Source organism: Marinobacter sp. C1S70, from assembly GCF_000475355.1.
GTDB classification, from domain to species: Bacteria; Pseudomonadota; Gammaproteobacteria; order Pseudomonadales; family Oleiphilaceae; genus Marinobacter; species Marinobacter nauticus.
The window spans coordinates 1-23,551 of record NZ_AXBW01000009.1 but is presented as its reverse complement, the minus strand read 5'-3'; the positions used below and the strand labels follow the sequence as shown (position 1 = coordinate 23,551).

The following is a 23,551-nucleotide window of genomic DNA, read 5'->3' as shown; positions in this document are numbered from 1 at the left end:
GCAAAAAAGCCCGCCTGTGCGGGCTTTTTTGTTGATAGGTCAGCTGGTTAGCGTGCTAATCCTTCCTTTATTTATGGCCAGAAGTGTTCTATGTTCTAGAACGAACCGGATGTTTGCCCGTATACCCGTGCGGGTAATCGACTATAACTATCAAGAAAAGGAAGAGCACACATGACACTGAAACTCAAAGCGTCCGCTTTTGCCGTTGCAGCCGCCGTGAGCCTGGGTGCCGCGTCCTCTGCGGTTTCCGCGCAGGAACAGCGCTTCGTGACCATCGGTACCGGTGGTGTTACCGGCGTTTATTATCCGGCGGGTGGCGCTATCTGTCGCCTGGTGAATATGGATCGCAAGGAGCATGGTATCCGTTGCTCGGTTGAGAGTACCGGTGGCTCCGTTTACAACCTGAACGCCATTCGCCAGGGCGAGCTGGATCTGGCTGTTGCCCAGTCCGACTGGCAATACCACGCCTACAATGGCACCAGCCAGTTTGAAGATGCGGGCAAAAACGAGAAGCTGCGTGCGGTCTTCTCTCTGCACCCTGAGCCGTTCACCGTGGTTGCCAGCAAAGGTTCCGGCATCAAGACCTTTGAAGACCTGGAAGGCAAGCGCGTGTCTGTGGGTAATCCGGGTTCTGGCCAACGCGCCACAGCAGAAGTGCTGATGGATGAAATGGGCTGGACCATGGATAAGTTCTCGCTGGCGGCTGAGATCAAGGCTGCCGAGCAGTCCCAGGCGCTGTGCGATGGCAACATTGACGCTTTCTTCTACACCGTTGGCCACCCCTCTGGTGCCATCAAGGAAGCCACCACGTCCTGTGACAGTGTAATTGTTGCCGTTGACAACAAGGCGACGGAAGCGTTGATCAAGGAAAACCCCTACTACCGTAAGGCAGTGATTCCGGGTGGTATGTACCGTGGTTCCGACGAAGATGTAACTACCTTCGGTGTGGCTGCTACGTTCGTTTCCTCAACTGACGTTCCGGAAGATGTCGTGTACGAAGTGGTCAAGGCCGTGTTCGAGAACTTCGACAGCTTCAAGCGTCTGCACCCTGCCTTCGGCAACCTGAAGAAAGAAGAAATGGTCTCTGATGCCCTGAGTGCGCCGCTGCACCCGGGCGCGGCCAAGTACTATCGCGAGGCTGGCCTGATCGACTGATCGGCCAGGAATATCAACAGAGCGGGCTGAGGCCCGCTCTGTTGATTCAGTAAGGTTATTTCCCATCACAGGAACATTCTATGGCAAAGAATGACCCCGGTACCGGGGCGGGTGTGGATGCCAGCAAGGTAGAACAGGTATTGCAGACCGAAACCGGAGGCCGGGCGCTGACCGGGCCTGCAGCGGTTATCCTGTTCATCATTCCGGTGTGCTGGTCGTTGTTCCAGCTCTGGATTGCATCACCCCTGCCGTTCATTCTGAATTTCGGAATATTCAATTCCACCGAAGCGCGCTCAATCCATCTGGCGTTTGCGGTGTTTCTAGCATTCTCGGCATTCCCGATGATCAAGGGGGTGCATGCCAACAAGGTGCCCATATATGACTGGGTGTTGGCTTTGGCTGCTGCATTTGCGGCTTCCTATCTTTATGTTTTTTATGATGCTCTTTCGCAGAGGCCGGGGGCACCAACCACCATGGATCTCTGGGTGGCGTTGGGTGGCCTGGTATTGCTGCTGGAAGCTACCCGGAGGGCCCTTGGGCTCCCGCTGACTGTTGTTGCGGCGGTTTTTATTGCCTATTCACTGGCCGGCCCTTACATGCCGGATGTGATTTCTCATAAAGGCGTGAGCCTGAACAAGCTGGCTTCCCACCAATGGCTCGGAACCGAGGGGGTATTCGGGGTTGCTCTTGGGGTATCTACCAGCTTTGTTTTCCTGTTTGTGTTGTTCGGTGCCTTGCTTGAGCGGGCGGGAGCCGGCAACTACTTTATCAAGGTGGCTTACGCCATGCTGGGGCATATGCGCGGAGGCCCGGCCAAGGCGGCGGTGGTTTCCAGTGGCCTGAGTGGCGTGATTTCCGGCTCCTCTATCGCCAATGTGGTGACCACCGGTACCTTCACCATTCCCCTGATGAAACGGGTCGGTTTCCCGGCTACCAAAGCCGGTGCGGTTGAAGTGGCTGCGTCCACCAACGGCCAGCTTACCCCGCCAATCATGGGGGCCGCGGCCTTCCTGATGGTCGAGTACGTGGGGATTTCCTATCTCGAGGTGATCAAGCACGCCATTCTGCCGGCACTGATTTCCTATGTTGCCCTGATTTACATCGTTCATCTGGAAGCCTGCAAGCTTAAGATGGAAGGGGTAGAGCGGCTGAATCGTCCAACCCTGGCCCAGCGCATGCTGAACTGGGTGGTCATTCTGATTGGCCTGATCGTACTGACCTTCGCGGTTTATTACGGGGTTGGCTGGACCAAAGGGGTGCTGGGTGAGGCTGCGCCCTGGGTGCTCGGGCCAATTCTGGTTCTGATCTATGCGGGACTGGTTGGATACGCCACCCGATTCCCGGAGCTGGAGGAAGACGATCCCAACAAAGAGATGACCGAGTTGCCGGAGGTGGGGCCCACGGTTAAAACCGGGCTCTACTATCTGCTGCCGGTGGTGGTGCTGGTCTGGTGTCTGACGGTTGAACGCTTTTCGCCCCAGCTGTCTGCCTTCTGGGCAACCTTGTTCATGATCTTTATCGTTATTACCCAGCGGCCGCTGAAGGCATTTTTCCGCAAGCATGGCGGATTGATGTCTGAATTCATTGGCGGCATCAGTGACTTGTTCCATTCGCTGGCGACCGGCGCCAGGAACATGGTGGGTATCGGCGTTGCGACAGCGACGGCCGGCATCGTAGTTGGTACGGTGACGCTGACCGGTATCGGCCTGGTGATGACCCAATTCGTGGAATTCCTGTCTGGCGGAAATCTGCTGCTGATGCTCATCTTCACCGCTGTGATCAGTCTGATTCTGGGAATGGGGTTGCCGACAACCGCCAACTACATTGTGGTTTCCACCTTGATGGCTCCGGTTATCGTAACCCTGGGGGCCCAGAATGGCCTGATTGTTCCGCTGATTGCGGTGCACCTGTTCGTGTTCTATTTCGGGATACTGGCGGATGATACGCCGCCCGTGGGGCTGGCCGCCTACGCGGCGGCCGCAATCTCAGGGGCAGACCCGATCCGAACGGGTGTCCAGGGTTTTACCTACGATATTCGAACCGCCATTCTGCCGTTCATGTTCATCTTCAACACGCAGCTGTTGTTGATTGGTCTGACTGGCTGGTTTGATCTGCTGGTTACGGTGTTCAGCGCCGTCACGGCGATGCTGGTGTTCTCGGCGGCAACCCAGGGCTTCTGGTTCACCCGGAGCCGGAAGTGGGAAACCCTGTTGTTGTTGCTGATTACCTTCACCATGTTCCGGCCCGGTTTCTGGTGGGACATGATCTATCCGCCGAACGAAGAGCGGCCGGGGACCGCCGTTATGGAATACGTGGCGGATGTGCCTGCTGATGGTGAGGTGGTGCTGAAGGTATCAGGCATGGCGCTGGATGGCAGTGATGTCACCACCTACGTCGAGCTTGAGATCCCTGGAGGTGAAACCGCGCAGGAGCGCCTGGCGGGTGCAGGCCTGGAAGTGTCAGAGCAGGGCGGTGATCTGGTGGTGGATTTCGTCAACTTTGGCAGTGCTGCGGAAGATGCCGGTATCCAGTTTGGCTGGACCATTGATGCAGTCCAGATTGAGCTGGAGCGGCCACCGAAAGAGTTGATGTTTATCCCGGCACTGTTGCTGTTGGGTCTGGTCGCTTTCGGTCAGCTCAGGCGCAAGGCACGGGAGGAGGCCCAACCCCAGCCGGCCTGATTGGCTTCGGCTCCGTAAAAACCCGGCGTTGCTGCCGGGTTTTTTTCTGTTAGACTCGCCCTCAAATCCGGCTCGCGGTTTGTGTCGCGCAGCCCGGCAACCAAGTGATCTTTGGTATAGATCACCGCTGAGAAACCACGAGGAGATAAACATGCCCGTCATTACCCTGCCAGATGGCAGTCATCGCAGTTTTGCTGAACCCGTAACCGTACACGACGTTGCCGCAGACATTGGCGCGGGCCTGGCCAAAGCGGCCCTGGCCGGAAAGGTTAACGGAAAGCTTGTGGATACCAGCCACCTGATTGAAAACGATACAGAGCTGGCGATTGTGACGGAGCGTGATGAAGACGGCGTGGATATTATTCGCCACTCCACTGCCCACCTGATGGCCATGGCGGTTCAGGAGCTGTTCCCTGGCGCCCAGGTCACCATCGGTCCGGTAATCGAGAACGGCTTCTACTACGACTTCAAATATGAGCGCCCGTTTACCAATGAAGACATGGCGCGCATTGAAAAGCGTATGGAAGAACTCGCGAAACAGGATCTTCCGGTATCCCGCTCCATTATGTCCCGGGACGAAGCGATCAAGCTGTTTAACGAGATGGGCGAGGAGTACAAGGTTCGCATCATCGAAGACATTCCGGGAGAGGAAGACCTGTCGTTCTATCGTCAGGGCGACTTCATCGATCTTTGCCGTGGTCCTCACGTGCCCAGCACCGGTAAGCTCAAGGCCTTCAAGCTGACCAAGGTGGCCGGGGCCTATTGGCGTGGCGATACCAGCAATGAGCAGTTGCAGCGTATCTACGGTACGGCCTGGGGTAACAAGAAAGACCTCAAGGCCTACCTGCACCGCCTGGAAGAAGCCGAAAAACGGGATCATCGCAAGATTGGCAAGAAGCTGGGCCTGTTCCACATGCAGGAAGAAGCCCCGGGTATGGTGTTCTGGCATCCGGATGGCTGGTCCCTCTATCAGGAGGTGGAACAGTACATGCGTGCCCAGCAGCACAAGCATGGCTACAAGGAGATCAAGACGCCTCAGGTGGTGTCGCGGACCCTGTGGGAGAAGTCCGGCCACTGGGACAAGTTCAAGGATGACATGTTTACCACTGAGTCCGAGAAGCACGATTACGCCATCAAGCCCATGAACTGTCCGTGTCACGTGCAGGTGTTTAATCAGGGGCTGAAGAGCTACAAGGATCTGCCGCTGCGCCTGGCCGAGTTTGGCTCCTGTCACCGGAATGAAGCTTCTGGCGCGTTGCATGGCCTGATGCGGGTGCGTGGTTTTACCCAGGATGATGCCCATATCTTCTGTGAGGAAGATGCTATCCAGGAAGAAGTGTCTGCATTTATTGCCATGTTGCACGAGATATATGCAGACTTCGGCTTCAGTGAAATTCTTTACAAGCTGTCCACCCGCCCTGAAAAGCGGGTAGGGTCGGACGAAGTCTGGGACAAAGCCGAGGCAGCGCTCGAGCAGGCGCTGAACCGTGAAGGGGTTGACTGGGAGCTGTTGCCGGGCGAAGGTGCCTTCTACGGCCCGAAGATCGAATTTTCTCTGAAAGATTGCCTCGGTCGGGTATGGCAGTGTGGTACCATCCAGGTCGACTTCTCGATGCCGGGTCGTCTGGGGGCGCAGTATGTGGCCGACAATTCCGAGCGCAAAACGCCGGTTATGCTGCATCGGGCTGTACTGGGTTCCTTTGAGCGCTTCATCGGTATCCTGATCGAGGAGTACGAGGGTGCTTTCCCGACCTGGCTGGCACCGACACAGGTTGCTGTCCTGAATATTACCGATAAACAGCGTGATTACTGTCAGAATCTGGCCAAAAAACTGGATTCTTTAGGCTATCGGGTTAATGCTGACTTGAGAAACGAGAAGATCGGCTTTAAAATCCGCGAGCATACTCTAAATAAGGTTCCCTATCTGGTTGTTGTTGGCGATAAAGAAATCGAGAACAACGCCGTTGCCGTCCGGACACGTAAGGGCGAAGACCTGGGAACCATGTCGGTCGACGATTTTGAAAAGCTGCTTGCAGCGGACGTCGAGCGCAAAGGTAGAACCAAAACGGAGATCTGATTATTAAACAGCGAGCGAATCGGGGTGGGCGCGCACCCAAGGCGCCTATCAATGAGAACATTGACGCAACTGAAGTCCGACTGATTGATGCCGAAGGCAATCAGGTCGGGATTGTTCCGATCGAAGACGCCCTGCGTATGGCGGAAGAGGCGACCCTGGATCTGGTGCAGGTTACGGATTCCGATCCGATCGTCTGTAAGATAATGGACTACGGCAAGAAGATCTTTGAAGAGAAAAAGGCCAAGGCGGCTGCCAAGAAAAAGCAGAAGCAGACGCAGGTCAAAGAGCTGAAGTTCCGACCAGGAACGGAAGAAGGGGATTATCAGGTCAAACTACGCAACCTGGTACGTTTCCTTGAGAACGGGGACCGCGGCAAGATCACAATCCGGTTCCGTGGACGTGAGATGGCTCACCAGGAAATTGGTATGAAGCTCATGCAGCGGATTGAGGAAGATGTGGCAGAAATAGCCCAGGTTGAGATGCGGCCGAAAATGGAAGGCCGGCAGATGACCATGGTTATCGCACCCCGCAAGAAGAAGTGAACCTGATCCCGTGACGGGTCCCCCGCATTAGCGGGGGATTTGTCGTTCAGGGGCACAATTGTTTATCCAAAATAGAATGCGGAGTTTTAAAAATGCCGAAGATGAAAACCAAGAGCGGAGCTACCAAGCGGTTCAAGAAGACCGCCACTGGCTTCAAGCACAAGCAGTCCTTCACCAGCCACATCCTGACCAAGAAGAGCCCGAAGCGTAAGCGTCAGCTGCGCGGTACCAAGCTCATCGCCAAGTCGGACGTAGCGTCTATCAAGCGCATGACCGCGTGCTGATTCAGCCGCGCGAATCATTCCTTAGAAAGTAAAGGTAGAAGGATTAAAGTATGGCTCGTGTAAAGCGTGGCGTGGTAGCACGTCGTCGTCACAAGAAGATTCTCAATCAGGCCAAAGGTTACTACGGTGCCCGTAGCCGTGTTTACCGCGTTGCCAAGCAAGCGGTTATCAAGGCCGGTCAGTATGCCTACCGTGACCGTCGCAACCGTAAGCGTGCATTCCGCGCTCTGTGGATTGCCCGTATCAACGCTGGCGCCCGTGCAAACGGTCTGTCTTACAGCCGTCTGATCGCTGGTCTGAAGAAGGCGAATGTTGAAATCGATCGTAAGGTTCTGGCTGATCTGGCCATGAACGAACAGCAGGCGTTTGCCGCTGTTGTTGAGAAGGCCAAAGCGTCCCTGTGATCGCTTAAGCTCTTTCATCGATTGCTGATCGATCCGGGCGCCCCATGTTTCATGACGGCGCCTTCTGATAGGGGAAGGGCACGCTCTTCCCCTATTTTTGTTTTAACCTACCCCATTTCTGGTTTGGAGCAGGGTCAATGGAAAACCTGGAGCAACTGGTTCAGGACGGGTTGAATGCCGTAGAAAAGGCCGACAACCTGCAGGCGCTTGATCAAATTCGTGTGGAATACCTCGGCAAAAAGGGTGTGATTACCCAGCAGGCAAAAACTCTGGGCAAGCTCTCTGCGGAGGAGCGCCCTGCGGCCGGCCAGAAGATCAATGAAGCCAAGGGGCAGGTGGAGCAAGCCATCAACGCACGGCGGGCAGATCTTGAGAAAGCGGCCATTGAAGCCAGGCTTGCGGCGGAATCCATTGACGTAACACTGCCGGGAAGGGGGCAGGACCTGGGTGGTTTGCATCCGGTAACCCGCACCCTGCAGCGCATTGAGGAAATCTTTGCCCGTGCCGGTTATAGCGTAGAGCAGGGGCCTGAAATCGAAGACGATTACCACAACTTCGAAGCTCTGAATATTCCCGGGCACCACCCGGCTCGTGCCATGCACGATACTTTCTATTTCAATCCGGGTACCTTGCTTCGTACCCACACCTCGCCGGTACAGATCCGGACCATGGAGGCAGGCAAGCCACCGTTCCGCATGATCTGCCCCGGACGGGTCTATCGCTGTGATTCCGATATGACTCACACCCCTATGTTCCATCAGGTGGAAGGTCTGCTGGTGGAGAAGAATGTCAGCTTCGCGGACCTGAAAAGCACGGTGGAGGAATTCCTCAGGGTTTTCTTTGAGCGGGATCTGAAAGTTCGCTTCCGTCCCTCCTACTTCCCGTTCACCGAACCATCGGCGGAAGTGGATATTGAATGGGGACGTGAGCCGGATGGCAGCATCAAGTGGCTGGAAGTGATGGGCTGCGGCATGGTGCATCCGAAAGTGTTCGAATATTGCGGTATTGATTCCGAGGAATATCGCGGGTTTGCTTTTGGTCTGGGTGTCGAGCGCCTGGCCATGCTTCGTTATGGAGTAAAAGACCTGCGTATGTTCTTCGAAAACGACCTGCGTTTCCTTCGTCAGTTCCGTTGATACGACACCAGGAATTGGCGTAACAGGCTCAGAATCAACCGAATCAGGACAGGACCAGGATAATGAAATTCAGTGAACAGTGGCTGCGCGAGTGGGTAAACCCGAACATTGGCTCTCAGGAGTTGATGGACCAGATCACCATGGCGGGGCTGGAAGTCGACGGCTTTGAGACCGTGGCTGGCGAATTTTCCGGCGTGGTTGTGGGTGAGGTTATTTCCGTTGCGCCCCATCCGGATGCCGACAAGCTGCGGGTATGTCAGGTGAGCAATGGCGAGCAGACCGTGCAGGTGGTCTGTGGTGCCCCCAATGTTCGCGACGGGCTGAAGGTGCCTTTTGCCGAGGTGGGCGCTGTGCTGCCCGGCAATTTCAAGATCAAGAAAGCCAAGCTCCGGGGTCAGCCCTCCGAGGGTATGCTGTGTTCGGAATCCGAGCTGGGCTTGTCAGATAACCATGACGGCCTGATGGAGCTCCCGGAGGATGCCCCGGTTGGGCAGCCGGTGGTTGACTATCTGAAGCTGAATGACATCACCATTGATGTGGATCTGACCCCGAATCGCAGCGACTGTCTGTCCATCAAGGGCCTGGCCCGGGAAGTGGGCGTGTTGAACCGCCTGGTCACCAATGCGCCTTCCATTCCGCACGTGGAAGCGGTGCACTCGGAAGTGCCTGATATCCGGGTGGAAGCCCCTGAGGGTTGCCCCCGTTATCTGGGGCGTGTTCTGCGAAACGTCAATCTGCAGGCAGAAACGCCGCTCTGGATGCAGGAGAAGCTGCGTCGTTCCGGTATCCGTTCCATTGATGCGGCGGTGGATGTCACCAACTACGTCATGCTGGAACTGGGCCAGCCCATGCATGCCTTTGACCGGGATGAGATCAAAGGTGGGATTGTTGTGCGTATGGCTGGCTCGGGCGAAAAGCTGGTATTGCTGGACGGTCAGGAGGTCGAGCTTACTCCGGAAACGCTGGTGATTGCCGACCACGAGAAGCCAGTGGCCATTGCCGGTGTGATGGGGGGCGAGCATTCCGGGGTGAGTGAGAAAACCCGGGATCTGGTGCTTGAATCCGCCTATTTTGACCCGATCACGCTGGCCGGCAAGGCTCGTCAATATGGCTTGCATACAGATGCCTCCCACCGTTTTGAGCGGGGCGTGGATTATGAGCTGGCACGGGATGCCATGGAGCGGGCAACCGGTCTGCTGATGGCTATTGTCGGGGGTGAGCCCGGCGAAATTGTCGAAGTGGCCAGCAAGGAACACCTGCCAAAGGCGCGGGTGATTGATCTGCGTGAGCAGCGCCTGGCGGATGTGTTGGGGCTTAGAATTGACCGCACTACCGTTGAAGAGATTCTCAGCCGGCTTGGCCTGCACATCGACAAGCTGTTGAAAGACGGCTGGCGTATCAGTGTGCCCAGCTTCCGGCCGGATATTTCCATCGAAGAAGACCTGATCGAAGAGGTCGGTCGCATTTTTGGTTATAACAATCTGCCGGTCACCGAGCCAACCGGCTCGCTTGGGCTGCGGGCCCGGGAAGAAGCGGTTCGGCCGCTGTCTGCTGTGCGTAACTTTTTCGTCGCCCAGGGCTACCAGGAAGCGGTGACCTACAGCTTTGTTGATCCCAGGGTTCAACAGCTCGTGGATCCGGAACGTGAGGGGATTGCGTTGGCCAATCCCATCTCGTCGGATCTTTCGGTGATGCGCACGACGCTGTGGAGCGGCCTGCTTAAAACCGTGGGCTACAACCAGAACCGGCAGCAGCCCCGTATTCGCCTGTTTGAGACCGGTTTGCGATTCGTTCAGGATGCCGATGGCATCAGTCAGCAGCCGATGCTGGCAGGGGTGGTGGTTGGTAACCAGAATCCTGAAAACTGGGTAAACGGTCGCAGAACCACGGATTTCTTTGATGTAAAAGGGGAATTGGAAAGCCTGTTCCGACTGCTTGGCATCGAGGTTGATTTTATTGCCAGCCAGCACCCTGCGCTGCATCCGGGCCAGACGGCGGAACTGTTGAGGGATGGCGAGCATGTGGGCTGGCTGGGTGCACTGCATCCACAAGTTCAGAAAAATCTTGAACTTAATGGCACGATCCTGATGTTTGAGCTATTCTTGAATTCGATCGTTGCCGGTTATGTGCCTAATTTCAAAGATATTTCAAAATTCCCGGAAGTTCGCCGGGATTTGGCTATCATTATCGGGAGCGATGTGGCGTTCGCCCAGGTAGAACATGTGGCCCGTAAACATGCTGGCGAGCACCTCACGGCGTTGCGTGTGTTTGATGTCTATGAAGGTGAAAGCCTGGGTGAGGGTAACCGAAGCCTGGCTCTGAGCCTGTTCTGGCAGCATCCTGAACGCACGCTTAACGAGGACGAAGTGCATTCGCTCTTCAACGGGGTTATCGATGCCCTTAAAGAAGAGTTGGGGGCAACACTGAGGAGTTGACAGATGGCGGCTTTGACGAAAGCGGACATGGCGGAGCGCTTGTACGAGGAGTTGGGGCTTAACAAGCGGGAAGCCAAGGAAATGGTGGAAGCTTTCTTCGACGAAATCAGAGGCGCACTCAGCCACAACGAGCAGGTGAAGTTGTCGGGTTTCGGCAACTTCGATCTCAGGGACAAGAAGCAGCGACCGGGACGGAACCCGAAAACGGGTGAGGAAATTCCCATCAGTGCACGGCGCGTAGTTACGTTTCGACCAGGTCAGAAACTGAAGCAGAAAGTAGAAGCGTATGCTGGAACCCAGTCATAACAATGAGCTCCCGGTTATTCCGGGGAAGCGTTATTTCACCATTGGTGAAGTAGCCGAGCTATGTGCGGTCAAGGCGCATGTGTTGCGCTATTGGGAGCAGGAATTCCCGCAGCTGTCGCCGGTCAAGCGCCGGGGCAATCGCCGTTACTATCAACGCGCGGATGTGATCACCATCCGCCAGATCCGCAGCCTGCTGTACGATCAGGGCTACACCATTGGTGGTGCCAAACAGAAGCTCAACAGCAGCGAAGTGAAGGATGATACCTCACAGTACAAGCAGTTGATCCGTCAGATGATCACCGAGCTTGAGGAAGTGCTGGATGTGCTGAACACGCCGGTGCGTTGAGGCAGCCGTAAGCCTGTCTGCATTGAAGAACGACAAAAGGCCAGAGTGGCGCGAGCTGCTCTGGCCTTTGTGTTTCTGGAGCTTGCAGGCCTATTTTGTTTTGCAGGTCTTGATGCCGAGCAGGGAATAGGCAGGGCAGTTACCCACCAGTGCTGTGGCCAGCGGTACAATGCCAATCCAGCCCCAGGGTGTCTGAGGGCCAACAAAGACCAGGGCCAGCAGGACAACACCCACGATGGCACGAATAATACGATCAGCGGAACCCATGTTTACCGTCATCTTGGTCTCTCCTGTGTGATGTCGGATGATGGTTTGACTATAGGCCTGTTATTGGTCGGGTTCAGTGATAAAGTCACACAGGCAGACGACTTTCGATACAAGGCAATGCGGAATGGCCAGGCACAGTATTCTCGACACACTACACGACTCCCTGCGCAAAGATGCCCTGGAGGGTCTCCAGGCCATGCGTTTCCCTCCCGGGCAGGTGCTGTTCAGTGCCGGAGAACATTGCCGGGGGCTTCCCCTGGTGCTGGATGGCAGTATCAAGGTGCAGATGACCGGAGCATCTGGCCACAGCATCGTGCTCTACCGTATGGGCGCTGACGATATCTGCACGTTGTCCATTGGCTGTCTGATGACGGGGCGTGGCTACCGGGCTGAAGCCATCGTTGAAGATGAGGCAGAAGCCGCCATTATCCCGCGCGGATTGTTCGATCGGCTGATGGATCAGTCGGCAGAGTTCCGGCTGGGGATTATGGAGTCCTATGGCCGTCGACTTGACGATCTGATGTTGTTGGTTGAAGAAGTAGCGTTTCACCGTATGGATGAGCGTCTGGCGGAGTGGCTTCAGGCACGTGCGGCTGATGGTCAGAGTGTACTGAATATTACCCATCAGGAGCTGGCCGTGGAGCTGGGAACGGCCAGGGAAGTGGTCAGCCGACTGCTGAAAGAACTCGAACGCCGGGGCCAGGTTCGGTTGGCCCGCGGCCGGGTAGAACTCACCGGATTACGGAAAACCGCTTCACCGGCGTGATAAACTGTGCGACAGGCGCGCCAGCTGTTCTGAAGACTTCTCGAGGTTCGCTTCTGCCCGGCCATAGGCTTCCGTCAGGGTGATGGGCGCGGGGGTGATCGAGAAAGCCGCTGTTAACCCAACGCTATGGAGCGGAGCCAGTTCAGCCCCTAATTTTCCACACAGGCCAATCACTGGTACACCGCAGGCATGTGCCAGTCTGGACACCCCGGCCGGCGTTTTTCCAAAGGCGCTTTGAGCATCGATGGCACCTTCCGCGGTGATCACCAGATCCGCGTTGCGGATATGCTGCTCCAGTTTGACGGCCTCCATCACCAGCTCTATTCCCGGTTGGAGTCGGGCGCCCAGAATACCCTTGACCGTGCCACCGATACCCCCGGCCGCGCCACTGCCGGGAAAGCTGGCAATGTCCAGCCCCTGCGCCTTAACCAGACGGGAAAAATGCGCAAGACTGGCGTCCAGCTGACGAACGTCGTCTTCATTGGCGCCTTTCTGTGGCCCGAAAACCGCTGCCGCTCCCTCCGGGCCCAGCAACGGATTGGTGACATCACAGGCCACAATCAACTGGATGCCGTTGAGTCTGCGAATGGCAGGTTCAAGGTCTGCCGTGGCCAGTCGTGCCAGGCCCGCACCGCCGGGCCCGATTTCCTCGCCCTGGTTATCCAGCAGGCGCGCCCCCAGAGCCTGTAACATACCAGCGCCGCCATCCGTTGTGGCGCTTCCTCCCAGGCCCATGATCAATGTTTTCGGCCGGTGTTTCAGGGCTGCCAGAATCAAGTCTCCAGTACCACGGCTGGTTGCCCGGAGCGCATCACGGGCCCCGGCGGGTACACAATGCAAGCCACTGGCTTCAGCTACCTCGATCACGGCGGTTTCGTTGTTATTGGCCAGGCCAAAGCGGGCCTCTAGATGCTCACCCAGCGGGCCCGTGACGGCCACCGTATGCAGTTGCCCGCCCAGAGCCTCTGTCAGGGCCACTGTGGTTCCTTCACCCCCATCGGCGAGGGGGATTTCTACAATCTCATCCTCCGGGGCAGCGTTGCGCCAACCACGGGCGATGGCAGAGGCAACTTGCTGCGCTGAGAGACATTCCTTGAAAGAGTCGGGGGCAACAACGATCCGCATCTTACTGTCCTCGGTCTTTAACGTTTTCCATCACGACAAAAGTGCTGGTCTGGAGTACGTGGGGCAGGCTGGAGATCTGTTCTCCCAGAACCTGGCGGTATTCAGCCATGTTGCGGGTACGTATTTTCAGAAGATAGTCGAAATTCGCCGCCATCATATGACACTGCTCCACCGCGGAGATTTGCCGGACGGCCTCATTGAACGCCGCCAGTGCCTTGCTGCTAGTGTCATTCAGGGTGACCTGGGCGAACGCAACATGAGAGAGCCCCAGCTTGGTCTGATTCACCATGGCGCTGTAGCCGGTAATGTATCCCTGATCTTCCAGCCGTTTCATTCGTACCTGACAGGGAGTCTTTGATAAACCGACCCGGGAAGCAAGGTCTGTCACGGTAATACGGCCGTTCTTCTGCAGTTCCCGGATGATGGAAAGATCGATTCTGTCGAGATCTGCCATGACTGCTATCCTTTGAGATAGTGGATGAATTTTTTTAAAAGGCCGAAACGTCCAATATTAGCGAAAGTGCAGGCTTATAGATAATTTTTAGGGTACTAAAAAAGGAAAATAATAATCTATTGTGATGCTGAACAGGCTAATTGCATGTACCTGCTTCGCTAAAATGCGGTCAGTATTCAAACAATCAGGAGGGTACACCATGAGTCTTCAGCAATCTGTGGCACCGGAACTTAACGACATTCGCCAGGCGATCCGTGCAAACTACCTGGCAGATGAACATGAAGTGATTCACCGGCTGATTGCTGAGGCCCAGTTGTCGGATGAAACCCGAAAGGCGATCTCGGTCCGGGCGGCAGAGCTGGTGCGTGATGTTCGCAACAGCGCACGCCCGACCATCATGGAAAAGTTTCTCGCCGAATACGGGCTGACCACCAAAGAAGGGGTGGCTCTTATGTGCCTGGCGGAGGCTTTGTTGCGGGTTCCCGACAACCTCACCATCCAGGACCTGATCGAAGACAAGATTACCTCGGGCAACTGGGGGGCTCACGTGGGCAAGGCCAAGTCCGGAATGATCAACTCGGCCACCCTGGCGCTGCTGATGACCAGCAACCTGCTGAAAGATTCCGAGCGCCAGAGTGTGGGTGATACCTTGCGTAAGCTGGTCAAGCGCCTGGGCGAACCGGTTGTGCGCACCGTGGCGGGCCAGGCCATGAAGGAAATGGGGCGCCAGTTTGTACTGGGTCGTACCATTGAAGAGGCGCAGGACCGCGGCAAGTCCCAGGAAGAGCGGGGCTATACCTATTCCTATGACATGCTGGGCGAAGCGGCGCGCACCGATGCCGATGCTCAGCGTTATTACCAGGCGTACTCTGATGCCATTGACAGCATCAGCAAGCGCTGCAAAGGCGATGTAAGAACGAATCCGGGTATCTCGGTGAAGCTGTCGGCGCTGCTGGCACGCTATGAGTACGGGCATAAAGAGCGGGTGATGAATGAACTCATGCCCCGGGCACTCAAGCTCGCCAAAAAGGCAGCAGCGGCCAACATGGGCTTCAATATTGATGCCGAAGAGCAGGATCGTCTGGATCTTTCCCTGGATGTGATTGAGGCCATCCTGTCCGACCCGGAACTGAAAGACTGGCAAGGTTTTGGTGTTGTGGTCCAGGCGTTCGGCAAGCGTGCCTCGCAGACCCTGGACTGGCTCTATGCGCTTTCTGAAAAACTGGATCGCCGCATCATGGTGCGGCTGGTTAAAGGTGCTTACTGGGATGCCGAGATCAAGCGTGCCCAGGTGATGGGCCTGTCAGACTTTCCGGTATTCACCCGCAAGGCCTGCAGCGACGTCGCTTACCTGGCTGGTGCTCGCAAGCTTCTGGGTATGACCGACCGTATCTACCCGCAGTTCGCCACCCACAATGCCCATTCGGTGTCAGCGGTGCTGGAACTGGCCAAGGATCTGAGTCGGGATAAATTCGAATTCCAGCGCCTGCATGGTATGGGCGAATCCCTGCACGATCAGGTTCTGGAGGACAGTGGTGTGCCTTGCCGGATCTACGCGCCGGTGGGCGCCCACAAAGACCTGCTGGCTTACCTGGTTCGCCGGTTGCTGGAGAACGGTGCCAACAGTTCCTTTGTTAACCAGATTGTGGATACCAGCATCACCCCGGAAGAAATCGCCAAAGACCCTATTGACGTGGTGGTGGGCCTTGGCCAAAACCTGTCCAGCAAAGCGATTGTCCACCCGTCGAAAATCTTTGGTGAGCAGCGTCGAAACTCCAAAGGATGGGATATTACGGATCCGGTGACGGTGGCCGAGATTGATGAAGGTCGTAATCGTTACAAGAGCCATCAGTGGAAAGGTGGCCCGATACTGGCCGTGGATTCTGTCAGTGACGAAGTGGTTGAGGTACGGAATCCTGCAAACCCGGACGACCTGGTCGGTCACATCACCTATACCTCAGACGTGGATATTTCGTCAGCTCTGGACGCCGCTCAGGACGGCTTCAAACAGTGGTCTTCGGTACCGGCGGAAGAGCGTGCGGCCATGATTCGCAGGGTCGGCGACCTTTACGAAGAGAATGTGCACGAGCTGTTTGCGTTGACCACCCGAGAAGCAGGCAAATCCCTGCTGGATGCCGTGGCCGAGATTCGTGAGGCCGTGGATTTTGCCATGTTCTATGCCAATGAAGGCATTCGTTACAAGAATGACGGCGAAGCCCGTGGTGTGATGTGCTGCATCTCGCCCTGGAACTTCCCGCTGGCGATCTTTACTGGCCAGATTCTGGCGAACCTGGCGGCCGGTAACGCGGTGGTGGCCAAGCCGGCAGAACAAACCTCGCTGCTGGCCTTCCGGGCCGTGGAGCTGATGCATCAGGCGGGCATCCCCCGGGCTGCGATCCAGCTATTGCCTGGTACCGGCGCCACCGTGGGTTCCGGACTGACCTCAGATGCCCGGGTGACCGGCGTGTGTTTCACGGGTTCAACCGCCACGGCGCAGCGGATCAACAAGGCCATGACTGAACACATGGAGCCGGATGCACCGCTGGTGGCAGAAACCGGTGGCCTGAACGCCATGATCGTGGATTCCACCGCGTTGCCGGAGCAGGTGGTGCGTGACGTGCTGGCATCCTCCTTCCAGAGTGCCGGTCAGCGCTGTTCTGCACTTCGCATGCTGTATGTACAGAAGGACATTGCCGATAATCTCCTGGACATGCTCTACGGTGCCATGGAGGAACTTGGTATTGGTGATCCGTGGCAGTTGTCGACCGATGTGGGCCCGGTGATCGACGAAAATGCCCGCAAGAAGATTACCGACCATTGCCAGAAATTCGAGCAGCAAGGCAAACTGCTCAAGAAACTCAACGTACCGGAGACGGGCCTGTTCGTGTCGCCGGCAGTGCTTCAGGTGAGCGGAATTGAAGAGCTGGAAGAGGAGATTTTCGGCCCGGTTCTGCACGTGGCTACGTTTGAAGCCAAGGACATCGACAAGGTGATTGATGCCGTCAATGCCAAGGGCTACGGTCTGACTTTCGGTATTCATAGCCGCGTTGACCGCCGGATCGAGCACATTGCCAGTCGTATCAAGGTGGGCAACACCTACGTTAACCGTAACCAGATCGGCGCCATCGTCGGCTCCCAGCCATTCGGTGGCGAGGGACTGTCTGGTACCGGGCCGAAAGCCGGTGGCCCGCAATACGTGCGCCGTTTCCTGCGGGGTGAGGTGGTTGAAAAGCCTGCTCAGTCCAGTGACAAGGTGTTCAGTACCGACAAGGCCCAGAAGCTGATCGACAAGCTGGCCAAAGCAGCGGTACCGGAAGCGGAAGGTCGTCAGGCGTTGCTGGAGCCCTTCTTCGGTAAGGTGCCGGCGCCTCTGGACGAAGGGTACGAGGAGATGCCGGGGCCGACGGGCGAGCAGAACCATCTGTCCTGCCATGGTCGCGGGCTGGTGCTGTGCCTTGGTCCAGACGCCGAGTCTGCCGTTGAGCAGGCCGGCACCGCCCTGTCGCAGGGTAACAAGGTGGTAGTGATTGCACCGGGCGCCGAGAAGGCACTGGCCGATGCCATCAAGGCCGGACTTCCGGTTATTGCCAGCGATGGCATGCTTGATCCGGACGCTCTGAGCCATCTGACCGGCTTTGAAGCGGTGGTGAGCGTAGCCGAGAAGCCGCTGCTCAAGCAGTATCGCATGGCGCTGAGTAAGCGTGATGGCGCGCTGTTGCCGGTGATCACAGAACACAAGCTGGATCAACGCTACGTGATTGAGCGGCATCTGTGTATCGACACCACAGCGGCCGGCGGTAACGCCAGCCTGATTGCGTCGGCTGAATAAAGCCGGCTTGGGCCGGGGGATCGCTTCCCCCGGCTTTTCCTTTCCTCGCGTTTCTGTTGCGAGCCATTCGCGTTACCATAGCCCGTTTTAGCTACATCATTCGAATCGGGCATCCACTTGCAAAGCAACCATTCCTACCACCGCGACCCTTCCGGGCGAGCCTCTGAGGCCTCGCAGAATTTCTTCGCGGTCTGTCTGTCACTGACGCTGTGTTTTGTCGTCTACTCAATGCTGATCGTGGCAGTGCCCGTGTATGGTCTTCAACTTGGCGCGTCTCCGCTCGTTCTGGGTGCAGTGTTAAGCGCCCAGTATCTGCTACCGCTGGTGCTGGCCATTCCCCTGGGCGGCATCGTGAGCCGGTTTGGTGGCAGGGCCACGCTGCTGGCCGGGGCGGGCATTATGGTGGCAGGCTTGTTGTCGATGCATGCGTGGTATGGCTATGCGGGCCTCGTGACTGGTCAGTTGCTGGTGGGGCTGGCTCACCTCCAGATGGTTCTGGCCGCCCAAACCATCATTTCCAACCTGGGCACCGGGCCGAGGCTGGAGCAGTACTTTGGCTGGTATGCCACCTGGCTGTCGGGCGGGCAGCTTATCGGCCCCCTGTTGGCCGGTGTTGTGCTGAAGTCTTCCGATACCGAGTACGTGTTCCTTGTGATGGCTCTGTTTGCGCTGGTCTCGGGCGTTGTAACACTCCGCCTGACCGGGCAGGCGAGGGAACGTATTCATGTTACCCGACAGCAGGCGGGCTTCCGGGCGCAATGGCAGCTTGTCGGCAGTAACCGCGGGGTGCAGTTGTCGATTCTGGTCACGGTATTGGGGATGTTCGCGCTCGGGGTCTACGGAAGCTATTTGCCAGTGTACCTGGAGAGCCTGGCCATCAGCCCGTTGATAATCGGAGTTCTGGTCAGTCTTCGAGCCGGTGTTTCCATGCTGGTTCGGCCGTTTATGGCGCGCATTATTGCACTTGCCGGAGGCCGCGTGCCGACAGTGTTACTCTCGCTCGGTACCCTTGCCGCTGGCTTGGCTTTTCTGGGGGCGTCTGAGCAGTTGCTGCTGATGGCTGCCCTGGCCATGCTGGTCGGTATCGGTTCCGGCCTTACCCAGCCTTTATCCATGGTGATCCTGGCGGAATCTGTGGAACGTGAGCGGCGTGCAGGGGCATTGGGTATGCGTTTGATGGCAAACCGGGCGGTGCACTTTCTGGCGCCCCTGTTCTTTGGCCTGCTACTTGAACTGAGCGGCTTTACCCTGGCTTTCGCTGCTTCAGGTATACTGATTGGCTTCGCGCTTATTCTGGCGCACCGACTGTTCAGCTCCGGGAATCTGTAACCATGTCTGGCACGGCCTCCGGCACCTATGATCGACTGATCAACCCTGTACTTGTCGCAGGTTGTATCATTATTCTGGTTGGTTTTTCCGTGCGGGCCTCGTTCGGTCTGTTTCAACTGCCGATTGCCCTGGAATTTGCCTGGCCAAGGGAGTCGTTTTCTCTGGCCATCGCCATTCAGAACCTGTTCTGGGGCATCGGGCAACCCATCTTTGGTGCCTTTGCCGAACGCTACGGTGATCGCAAAGCTATCCTGGTGGGCGGTATCTGTTACGTGGTCGGGCTGGTTGCCTCGGCATTCGCCATTACCCCGGGCCAGCACCAGTTCCTGGAGATGCTGGTTGGGTTCGGGATTGCCGGAACCGGATTCGGGGTCATTCTCGCTGTCGTAGGGCGCTCTGCCCCGGAAAAGCATCGCTCCATGGCGCTGGGCATTGCAACCGCAGCCGGTTCTGCAGGGCAGATCATTGGCCCGCCCGTCGCGCAGGCGCTGCTGAGCCAGATGCCCTGGCAAAGCGTGTTCATGGTGCTGGCCGGTTTCATTACGGTGTCGATGCTTGCCCTTCTGTTCATGCGGGCACCCAAGGCGGCACCCTCGGTCTCGACCGATGAACCGATGGGAGTGGTGCTGAAGCGAGCGGTGAAAGACCCCTCGTTTCTGTTCATTTTTATCGGCTTTTTCTCGTGCGGGTACCAACTGGCGTTCATCACCGCGCATTTTCCGGCGTTTATTACGGAAATGTGTGGGCCAATTACGCCGGACAGCCTGATCTACGTGCTGGGGGTAACGTCAGCGTCCGGGCTCGGCGCCATCTCCATTGCCCTGATCGGTCTGTTCAATATCGGTGGCACACTGATGGCCGGCTGGTTGGGTAACCGATACTCGCGCAAGTACCTTCTGGCGACGATTTACCTGTTACGGACAATCGTCTCTGCCGCCTTTATCATGGCGCCCATTACTCCTGAAAGCGTGGTGCTCTTCTCGGTGGCAATGGGTTCGTTGTGGTTGGCGACGGTACCGCTGACTTCCGGCCTGGTTGCGCACATCTACGGCTTGAAGTACATGGGCACGCTCTATGGCCTGGTATTCTTTTCGCACCAGCTTGGCGGCTTTCTTGGTGTCTGGCTGGGTGGAGCCCTGTACGACCTCTACCACAACTACACGCTGGTGTGGTGGATCGGTGTAGGTGTCGGGGCGTTGTCGGCACTGATTCACCTGCCGATTCGGGAATACCCCTGGGAGAAGCGTGGGCAGGCGGTCGCTGCCTGATAGAACGACAAAGCCCGGACCTTTCGGCCCGGGCTTTGTGTAGGGAATTCTGGTCGGGACGGTAGGATTTGAACCTACGACCCCTTGCACCCCATGCAGCTAATAGACTGTTTCAGGACAACGCAAAAGCCCCCGAAAAGTAAACCGCCACCCCTCGCAAAGCCCCGAAAATACTAGATTTAACCCCCTTTCTGTGGTTCACTTTGTCTCAAGTTGTTACGGGTTGGGTTTTACGCCCCCAACCCGCCCCCAGGGTTTTATCCGTCCCCAATCCGTCCCCAGAGCTGGGGGCGGAAGTGAGAAAGGAGCGCCGGGCATGAGTGAATTACCAAAGAACGCCACAACAGCCGATCAGCAGATAACCAAGCTGAAGCCAGCCGGAAAGGATCAGTACGTTAAGGATTCCAAGGTGCCGGGGCTGGTATTCCGTCTGACCAAAGGCGGGAAGAAAGTCTGGCAGTTGCGCTATACCGTTAAAATGGGGGCGCAGTGGAAGGACAGGAAAACCACCATTGCATCGTTTGACGATGGAACCGGAACCAATGCCGCCAGAAAGCTGGCGGAAGATATGCGGGCCGCTATCCGGCAGGGTAGTGACCCCGTAGCCGAAAAGCAGGCCAGAGCGGAGCAGAGGAAGGCAGAGGAAGCCCAGCGGGAGCAGGAGCGGTTAAGCCGTGTGACAATGACGGATCTGTTCAAGACTTGGCAGAAAATGAAGCTACAGAACCCAAAGAACGGCCACAAGGATGGCGGGGCCAGTGCATCCCGTTGGATCGAATCCAAAATACTGGCGAAGTTCGGGGAGCTGGAAGTGTCCCGTTTTGGTGTGGCTGAGTTCCACCAAGTTGCAGACCCATTGCTAGAGAAAGGCCACAACCGCGCCGCCAATGTCGTTCTGGCCTTGACTAAGCAAATGATGGGGTTTGCAGTAACCCGGAGTTATATCGACTCCAACCCGCTGGCCCTTCTGACCCGTGATGATGTTGGGGGCCGTGATACCGAGCGGGAGCGGGTTCTGTGTGAATACGAAGATCCAGACACCCACGAAACCGTACCCGATGAGCTGGCGGATTTATTCCAGAAGTTGCCGGAGTCCGGTCTGTCAGAAATGAGTCAGATTGCTGTTCATCTGTGCGTGGCCACCTGCTGCCGGATTGGCGAACTGCTGAAGGCGCGTTGGTCTGAAGTGGATCTGGTGGCGGCTGAGTGGCGGATTCCGGCAGAGAACGCCAAAAACGGCAAGGCCCATCTGGTCAACCTGTCGGATTATGCGCTGCAATACTTTGCCCGCTTACATGAGCTTACAGGTGGCTTTGAATGGCTATATCCCGCCAGCCGTGGCAATGGCCATATTGACCCGAAAACCGTCACCAAACAGATTTCAGATCGCCAGAAAGAGAAGGGAACGCAGTACAAGGGCAGAACCAAAAAGCCGGACACCCTGAAGCTACCACGGGGCAAATGGACACCCCACGACCTACGCAGGAGCGGGGCCACGATAATGGCGGAGCAGGGTATTGCTGGTCATATTATTGAGCGTTGTCTGAATCACGTTGAACCCAACCGCATGGCCCGGATTTATAACCGTCACAACCCACGGGAAGAAATGAAGGAAGCCTGGCGGGTACTTGGTGCCGAGCTGCAACGGCTGGCGGATCTTGAGGAACTACCGCTGGCGGAGTCGTGGAAGTCCGGCAAGGTAGCCAGCATTGGAGCAAAGCGGCAGGCCAGCTAACGATAACGGAAAGGAATAAAGCAGCCCCCACAAGTTGGGGGTTTTTTGTGCCTGCTGTATTTGTTGCAGGTTCCAGAGAATAGAAAACGGCTTATATTTCAGTTGGTTGCTTTGTTTCGGTTAGTGCAATGAATGGCCGGGGGCGATATAGGGGCGGAATATTGCGAGCGGCTTAGATCAAAAGGTAGCAAAAAGCCTTGTTGTTAAACCTGAGACAAAGGTAAACTATCTGTGCGTAGTTTATTTTACGCACACGAAAGGGCCGTAATCAAACAGTGTGCAACCACTGAAAGAAAACAGCCCATCCATAACGCCAGACTAAGCCTAACGCTTTTCTTTCTCAACAATCGAAATGCTAAGGGTTGAAGCCGAGAAAGTGAAATAACGAATAGTGCTAAGCATATATCTTGTTATTCCATTTGGCAGTCTGGCAGGCAGAAACAGGAGCATTCCAAATGCCTGCAAAACAGACAGCGGCAACAGACCGCACCACGGATAAACTGCTGCGACCTTCTGAGGTTGCCTTCTGGCTAGGTATCAGCCGCGCCACCCTGTATCGCTACCAAAAGCAACCGGGGTTCCCTTGCAAAATCCAACTGTCCCCGCGTTGCGTGGGTTGGTGGGAATCGGATCTGGCCAGTTGGCTCGAATCGCGGGGGGTAGCTGCATAATGACTACAAACAAAAAACCCCTCGTTACTGGGCAGGTAGCGAAGGGCTCTAATCAAAACAGCGAACTGTTACATTGTAACCAAAATCAGACCCCGCCGCCATTCCCGACTAATGGCAAACAGGCCCATCACGCCCGCGCTGCATTGGTTCTGATGCTGAAGGGTGGCCAATGGGATCAGTACGACTACAACCGTCAGACTGGGTTCCCTTGTACGGATTATCGAACCCGTATCAGTGAGCTGTACCTGTCCGGCTGGCCTATTGAGCGGGCCTTTCACTGGGGTACAGACCACGAAGGCAAGGCGCAACGCTGTAAACATTATTGGCTGAATGTTGAAGCCATGCAGGCGCTATTCCAGCAATTCCCGGAGTTCAAGGCGCGTTGCATGATGCTGATGGAAAAGGGGGTGGCCCATGCGTAACTACCCTTTACCAACTGACAGCCGGATAGAGTGGGCCATTGCCGAGCTACTGGCCAGCGGGGCGCTGAATCCGCGTTACTTCTACCACGAAAGCCACGACAGCACGCGAATTGCTTTCGCTTGGTTTGATGCTCAAAAGACGGTTAGAGCGGGTAATACCTGCAACCCCATTAAGCACATGGTCGAGTCGTGGGGGTGCCGTTATTGCAGCACGGACAGCGTAAAGCTGGCGGCATACCTTCACCCCAGAATAAGGGGGAGTTACCCGACCTTTAACCTGTCCCGCCGCTTGGTGTGGCCTAGGAGTCTGCGCGGCAGA

General features: G+C 56.5%; 21 protein-coding genes. 18 read left to right on the top strand and 3 right to left on the bottom strand.

All coding sequences use genetic code 11. The annotated features are described in order from the left end of the window. Positions 1-171 precede the first annotated feature (171 nt). The 10 genes from Q669_RS01330 (at position 172) to Q669_RS01285 (ending at position 11,366) form a co-directional block, all read left to right on the top strand. Positions 172-1,155: a TAXI family TRAP transporter solute-binding subunit gene (locus Q669_RS01330; protein ID WP_011785536.1), complete on the top strand. Its 984-nt coding sequence runs from the start codon at positions 172-174 to the stop codon at positions 1,153-1,155. Positions 1,156-1,235: 80 nt separating this feature from the next. Then, positions 1,236-3,836, top strand: a complete 2,601-nt coding sequence (locus Q669_RS01325) for a TRAP transporter permease (RefSeq protein WP_022990941.1) — start codon at positions 1,236-1,238, stop codon at positions 3,834-3,836. Positions 3,837-3,987: 151 nt separating this feature from the next. After that, positions 3,988-5,913 carry a threonine--tRNA ligase gene (thrS, locus tag Q669_RS01320; protein ID WP_022990940.1) on the top strand — a complete coding sequence of 642 codons (1,926 nt, stop codon included), beginning with the start codon at positions 3,988-3,990 and terminating at the stop codon, positions 5,911-5,913. Beyond that, the gene (gene infC, locus Q669_RS19185; RefSeq protein WP_081432078.1) at positions 5,910-6,455 is read left to right on the top strand and encodes a translation initiation factor IF-3; all 546 of its coding nucleotides are present in this window, start codon (positions 5,910-5,912) and stop codon (positions 6,453-6,455) included. Before thrS ends, infC begins: the two co-directional genes overlap by 4 nt. Before the next feature lie 92 nt (positions 6,456-6,547). Then, positions 6,548-6,739 (top strand): 50S ribosomal protein L35, encoded by a 192-nt coding sequence (gene rpmI, locus Q669_RS01310; RefSeq protein ID WP_007151842.1) that lies wholly within the window; start codon positions 6,548-6,550, stop codon positions 6,737-6,739. A 50-nt stretch (positions 6,740-6,789) separates the two neighbouring features. Then, positions 6,790-7,143 carry a 50S ribosomal protein L20 gene (gene rplT, locus Q669_RS01305; RefSeq protein WP_011785532.1) on the top strand — a complete coding sequence of 118 codons (354 nt, stop codon included), beginning with the start codon at positions 6,790-6,792 and terminating at the stop codon, positions 7,141-7,143. Between the two features lie 137 nt (positions 7,144-7,280). Next, positions 7,281-8,279, top strand: a complete 999-nt coding sequence (gene pheS, locus Q669_RS01300; protein ID WP_011785531.1) for a phenylalanine--tRNA ligase subunit alpha — start codon at positions 7,281-7,283, stop codon at positions 8,277-8,279. Positions 8,280-8,341: 62 nt separating this feature from the next. Next, positions 8,342-10,714: a phenylalanine--tRNA ligase subunit beta gene (gene pheT / locus Q669_RS01295; RefSeq protein WP_022990939.1), complete on the top strand. Its 2,373-nt coding sequence runs from the start codon at positions 8,342-8,344 to the stop codon at positions 10,712-10,714. 3 nt (positions 10,715-10,717) lie between these two features. Beyond that, positions 10,718-11,020 carry an integration host factor subunit alpha gene (gene ihfA, locus Q669_RS01290; RefSeq protein ID WP_011785529.1) on the top strand — a complete coding sequence of 101 codons (303 nt, stop codon included), beginning with the start codon at positions 10,718-10,720 and terminating at the stop codon, positions 11,018-11,020. After that, positions 11,001-11,366: a MerR family transcriptional regulator gene (locus Q669_RS01285; protein ID WP_022990938.1), complete on the top strand. Its 366-nt coding sequence runs from the start codon at positions 11,001-11,003 to the stop codon at positions 11,364-11,366. The genes ihfA and Q669_RS01285 overlap by 20 nt, the downstream gene beginning before the upstream one ends. 90 nt (positions 11,367-11,456) lie before the next feature. Here Q669_RS01285 and Q669_RS01280 read toward each other — a convergent pair whose 3' ends face one another. After that, positions 11,457-11,645 carry a DUF2892 domain-containing protein gene (locus tag Q669_RS01280; RefSeq protein ID WP_011785527.1) on the bottom strand — a complete coding sequence of 63 codons (189 nt, stop codon included), beginning with the start codon at positions 11,643-11,645 and terminating at the stop codon, positions 11,457-11,459. Between the two features lie 112 nt (positions 11,646-11,757). On the opposite strand from Q669_RS01280, the gene Q669_RS01275 reads away from it, so the two are divergent. Continuing rightward, positions 11,758-12,399, top strand: a complete 642-nt coding sequence (locus tag Q669_RS01275) for a Crp/Fnr family transcriptional regulator (RefSeq protein WP_022990937.1) — start codon at positions 11,758-11,760, stop codon at positions 12,397-12,399. Here Q669_RS01275 and Q669_RS01270 read toward each other — a convergent pair. Together Q669_RS01270 and Q669_RS01265 are read right to left on the bottom strand one after the other, a co-directional pair. After that, positions 12,388-13,524, bottom strand: a complete 1,137-nt coding sequence (locus tag Q669_RS01270) for a glycerate kinase (protein WP_022990936.1) — start codon at positions 13,522-13,524, stop codon at positions 12,388-12,390. The genes Q669_RS01275 and Q669_RS01270 overlap by 12 nt on opposite strands. A 1-nt stretch (position 13,525) precedes the next feature. Further along, positions 13,526-13,978: a winged helix-turn-helix transcriptional regulator gene (locus tag Q669_RS01265; protein ID WP_011785524.1), complete on the bottom strand. Its 453-nt coding sequence runs from the start codon at positions 13,976-13,978 to the stop codon at positions 13,526-13,528. Between the two features lie 199 nt (positions 13,979-14,177). On the opposite strand from Q669_RS01265, the gene putA reads away from it, so the two are divergent. From putA to Q669_RS19785, 7 genes are all read left to right on the top strand, one after another. Next, entirely contained in the window at positions 14,178-17,807 is a 3,630-nt protein-coding gene (putA, locus tag Q669_RS01260; protein WP_022990935.1) for a bifunctional proline dehydrogenase/L-glutamate gamma-semialdehyde dehydrogenase PutA, read from the top strand. Positions 17,808-17,924: 117 nt separating this feature from the next. Then, entirely contained in the window at positions 17,925-19,136 is a 1,212-nt protein-coding gene (locus Q669_RS01255; protein WP_081699702.1) for an MFS transporter, read from the top strand. A 2-nt stretch (positions 19,137-19,138) separates the two neighbouring features. Continuing rightward, the gene (locus tag Q669_RS01250; protein ID WP_022990933.1) at positions 19,139-20,404 is read left to right on the top strand and encodes an MFS transporter; all 1,266 of its coding nucleotides are present in this window, start codon (positions 19,139-19,141) and stop codon (positions 20,402-20,404) included. 316 nt (positions 20,405-20,720) lie between these two features. Then, positions 20,721-22,139, top strand: coding sequence for a tyrosine-type recombinase/integrase (locus tag Q669_RS01245; protein WP_022990932.1), 1,419 nt, complete (start codon positions 20,721-20,723; stop codon positions 22,137-22,139). 455 nt (positions 22,140-22,594) lie between these two features. Then, complete coding sequence (locus Q669_RS20080) at positions 22,595-22,810, top strand: helix-turn-helix transcriptional regulator (protein ID WP_022990931.1); 216 nt, start codon at positions 22,595-22,597, stop codon at positions 22,808-22,810. Positions 22,811-22,962: 152 nt separating this feature from the next. Next, positions 22,963-23,232, top strand: a complete 270-nt coding sequence (locus Q669_RS01235; protein WP_022990930.1) for a helix-turn-helix domain-containing protein — start codon at positions 22,963-22,965, stop codon at positions 23,230-23,232. Continuing rightward, on the top strand, positions 23,225-23,551 hold a 327-nt coding region (locus Q669_RS19785), incomplete at its 3' end, for a hypothetical protein (RefSeq protein ID WP_052000775.1). The genes Q669_RS01235 and Q669_RS19785, both read left to right, overlap by 8 nt.